Origin of the sequence: Piscinibacter sp. (assembly GCF_050175855.1) — a bacterium.
Lineage (GTDB): Bacteria > Pseudomonadota > Gammaproteobacteria > Burkholderiales > Burkholderiaceae_C > Piscinibacter.
In genome coordinates, this window is sequence record NZ_JBFXIO010000457.1 from 1 (window position 1) to 3695 (window position 3695).

The 3695-nt window shown below is 70.5% G+C and carries 5 protein-coding genes; 2 read left to right on the forward strand and 3 right to left on the reverse strand.

The features are described 5' to 3' along the window. Together AB7U92_RS23760 and AB7U92_RS23765 are read left to right on the forward strand one after the other, a co-directional pair. On the forward strand, positions 1-225 hold a 225-nt coding region (locus AB7U92_RS23760; RefSeq protein WP_428582772.1), incomplete at its 5' end, for a winged helix domain-containing protein. Next, positions 222-713: a hypothetical protein gene (locus tag AB7U92_RS23765; protein WP_428582774.1), complete on the forward strand. Its 492-nt coding sequence runs from the start codon at positions 222-224 to the stop codon at positions 711-713. The genes AB7U92_RS23760 and AB7U92_RS23765, both read left to right, overlap by 4 nt. Positions 714-1182: 469 nt before the next feature. On the opposite strand, the gene AB7U92_RS23770 is transcribed toward AB7U92_RS23765, so the two are convergent. The 3 genes from AB7U92_RS23770 to AB7U92_RS23780 form a co-directional block, all read right to left on the reverse strand. Continuing rightward, the gene (locus tag AB7U92_RS23770) at positions 1183-1956 is read right to left on the reverse strand and encodes an MBL fold metallo-hydrolase (RefSeq protein ID WP_428582776.1); all 774 of its coding nucleotides are present in this window, start codon (positions 1954-1956) and stop codon (positions 1183-1185) included. 14 nt (positions 1957-1970) lie between these two features. After that, positions 1971-3101, reverse strand: coding sequence for an outer membrane protein assembly factor BamC (bamC, locus tag AB7U92_RS23775; protein WP_428582778.1), 1131 nt, complete (start codon positions 3099-3101; stop codon positions 1971-1973). 80 nt (positions 3102-3181) lie between these two features. Continuing rightward, positions 3182-3695: dihydrodipicolinate synthase family protein (locus tag AB7U92_RS23780; protein ID WP_428582780.1), on the reverse strand; the 514-nt coding region annotated here is incomplete at its 5' end.

Below are 3695 nucleotides of genomic sequence, written 5' to 3' on the forward strand. Positions count from 1 at the left end.
CTGGACCGTCGCACGCGCATGCTGCACGATCGTCGCCACGTCTACATCAACGGCGAGCCGTTCCGCGCCGGCGGGCGCGATGCCACACTGATGCGGCGGCTGGCCGACCGGCGCGAACTCGCTTCTCGCGAGCGGGCAGCGCTGAGCGCCGATGCGCAGGAACTGCTCGACCAGTGGGCGCGCGCCGGCTGGCTGCAAGCCGAGACGGAAGGAGAGGTGCGATGAGCGACGAACCGACCCGCGCGATGATCGAGTCGCGCACCGATTTCCAGAATGCCGTGCGCGGCGCGCTGGCTGAAGCAGCGCTGGTCGGCTGCCGCGAGATCTGGCTGGTGGACGACGATTTCGCCGACTGGCCGCTCGGCGAGCGTGCGGTGGTCGACGACCTCACGCACTGGGCCGCGATGCACCGCAGCTTCACGGTGATTGCCCGAAGCTTCGATCACCTGGCTCACCACCAGGCCCGCTGGGTGACTTGGCGTCGCCAGTTCTCCCATGTGGTGCATTGCCGCACCAATAACGATCTCGAGGCCGGCCAGATCCCGACCATCCTGCTGATTCCTGGCCTGATGTCGGTGCGCCTGCACGACCGCGTGCACTACCGGGGCGTAGCTTCCCGTGAAGCGGCGGATGCCGTGCAGTGGCGGGAAGCCATTGATGCAGTTATGCAACGCTCCGAGGAGGCGTTTCCATCGACTACATTGGGCTTATAGGGACATCCCTAATGCTGGCTATAATCGCAGGCTGGCCAAAAGGGCGAATCTCAACTGCTCAAGGCCTGTCGGATGGCCTCTGCTGATCGGAGGGATCCCGCAATTCCCGGTAATTGTTCGACTCTTTGATTTGAGGACACAAGCATGAAAAAGACCATTCTGCTGGCTTCCCTGGTTGCCGCTGCCGCTCTCGCCGCCTGCGGCAAGAAGGAAGAGGCCCCCGCCGCTGCCGCTCCCGCGGCCGTGACTGCGCCGGTTGCCGAGGCTGCCTCTGCCGCGGCTGACGCTGCTTCGGGCGCTGCCGCCGCTGTCGCCGGTGCAGCTTCGGAAGCTGCTGCCGCCGTCGCCGGCGCCGCTTCGGCCGCCGCTGACGCCGCTGCTGCTGCCGCGTCGAAGTAATCCGGTTCCCACTGGATCGGGAAGGCCGCCGCGAGGCGGCCTTCTTCGTTTCGGGGATGTAACGCGAGGCTCAGCCGAGCTCGAGCCAGCCGAAGCCCAGGGACGGGTCAGCCACCACGAAGTCTTCGGGGGATGCACCGCAGGCGCCGGCCAGGGCCTGGCGCGCCAGCTCGGGAGTGTTGTTCTGCTCGCTCAGGTGGGCGGCCACCACGTGGCGCAGGCCGCCGTGGGCGACGGCGCCAAGGATCTGGCCCGCCGTGTCGTTGCACAGGTGGCCGTGGGAGCCGCCGATGCGCGCCCTGACAGAGGCCGGATAACGCGAGCGGGCGAGCATCTGCGCATCGTGGTTGCACTCCAGCAGCAGGGCCTGGCAGCCGCGCAGATGGTCGAGCAGATGCGGCGTGACCGAGCCGGCATCGGTCAGAACGCCCAGCGTGCGCGCGCCGTCCGTGCAGCGCAGTTGCAGCGGCTCGGCCGCATCGTGCGGCACGGTATAGGGCAGCAGGCGCAGGCTGCCGATGTCGATCGGCTCGCCGTCGCGCGCGAAGCGGACATCGCCCGCATCGGGCTCGCCGATCGCGCGCCAGGTGCCGCGGCTGGTCCACAGCGGGATGCCGTGCCGGCGCGCCAGCGCCAGCGCACAGCCGACGTGGTCGCCATGCTCGTGGGTGACGAAGATGGCGTCGAGGTCTTCGGGCGCCAGGCCGGCGCGCGCCAGCCGGCCTTCGAACTCGCGCAGCGAGAAGCCGCAGTCGATCACCACGCGGTGCGCGCTCGGCCCGTCACGGGCCTCGACGATCGTGGCGTTGCCGCCGCTGCCGCTGCCCAGGCTGCAGAAGCGCATCGGCGTGGCGCAGGCTACTTCAGCTCGTCGAGCAGCAGGCTGACGATGCGCTGGCCATTGGTGCCCGCTTCGGGCGCGCCCTGGGCCGTCAGCACGGTCACGTTGCTGCGCTCGCCATCGGCCTTGACCTGGATGCGGTAGCGCAGCGGCCCCGCAGCGGCGTCGGCACCGCCGAACAGCTTGGCGAAGAAGCCCGGCTCGCCCTTGCCGATGTCCTTCGGGTCGACGTAGCGCACGAAGTACAGGCCTAGGCCGCGGTCCCGGTCTTCCACGGTGAAGCCGCCGCGGTCGAGTGCCAGGCCGACGCGCCGCCAGGCGCGGTCGAAGTTGTCGTCGACCTGCAGGGTGGCCGCCGGCTGGTTGGCCACGATGCGCGCGCGTGCCGGTGCCACCGGCGCGGCAGCCACGGCGGTCTGGGCGACTTCCTCGGTCACGCCGAGGCGCTGCATCAGGCGCGCCAGGAAGGCGGCCTCGAGCTGCGGGTCGGCCGGGCGGGGTTGCCAGACCGTCGACTCCTTCTGCGCGTTGGTGTAGACCTCTTCCACGCCGCGATGACTGATGTAGACCTCGCTGCCATTGGCGGTGCGCTCGACGCGGGTGCGGAACTTGTCGCGCTCGCCGGTGGAGTAGAAGGAATCGAACACGCGGCCGATGGTGCGGCGGACCACGTCCTGCGGCAGCTTGGCGCGGTTCTCGTTCCACTCGGTCTCCATGATGCCGGTGGGGGGCTGGTCGATCACCAGCGTGAAGCCGCTGTCCTTCCAGAAGGCCTGCAGCCGCGGCCACAGCTGCTCGGGCGTGAGCGAGGTGACCAGCCAGCGCTGGTTGCCCTGGCGCTCGATGCGCACGTCGCCGACCTGCGCCGGCGCCACCGTGGTGGCCGACTGCACGTTGGCTGCAGGGGCTGCCGCCGCGCCCTGCAGCGATGAGGCGCTCACCGCCCCGCCGGTGGGCTGGTAGCGCGAGTCGCGCGCCAGCTGCGTGAGGTCGGGCGGCACTTCCAGGCCCGGCGTGCGGCTGCCTTGGGTGCGGTAGTCGAGCTTGTCGCCGGCGACGAAATTCTCGATCGACGAGCAACCGGCCAGCGCCAGGGCCAGGACGAGGGCGGCGCCGCGCAGCGGCAGGTGGACGGAAGGACGGGTCACGTGGGACTTCTCCGAGTGGGCCGCGGCGGCGAGGGCCGCGCGGCGCCGGTGGGCGGGATGGGGGTGGCGCGAGGCTCGCGTCACAGCAGCGCGGCGTCGCGCAGGGCCTGCTCGACCTGCTTCTCGCCGGCCGGGGTGAGCGGGGTGATCGGCAGGCGCAGGCCGGCGCCGATCAGGCCCAGCCGCTTCATCGCCCACTTGGTGGGCGCCGGGCTCGATTCGCAGAACAGCGCCTTGTGCAGCGGCAGCAGCCGCATCTGGATGGCGGTGGCCTCGCGCAGCCGGCCCTCGACCGCGGCGATGCACAGCTCGTGCATCAGCTTCGGGGCGACGTTGGCGGTGACGCTCACGTTGCCCTGGCCGCCGAGCAGCATCAGCGCCACCGCGGTGCCGTCGTCGCCGGAGTAGATGGCGAAGCCCTTCGGCGCCTGCTTGATCAGCCACTGGGCGCGCTCGATGTTGCCGGTGGCCTCCTTCACGCCGATCACGCCGGGCAGCGAGGCGCAGCGCAGCGCGGTCTCGGGCAGCATGTCTGCCACCGTGCGGCCGGGCACGTTGTAGAGCACCATCGGGATGTCGACCGCCTCGGCGATC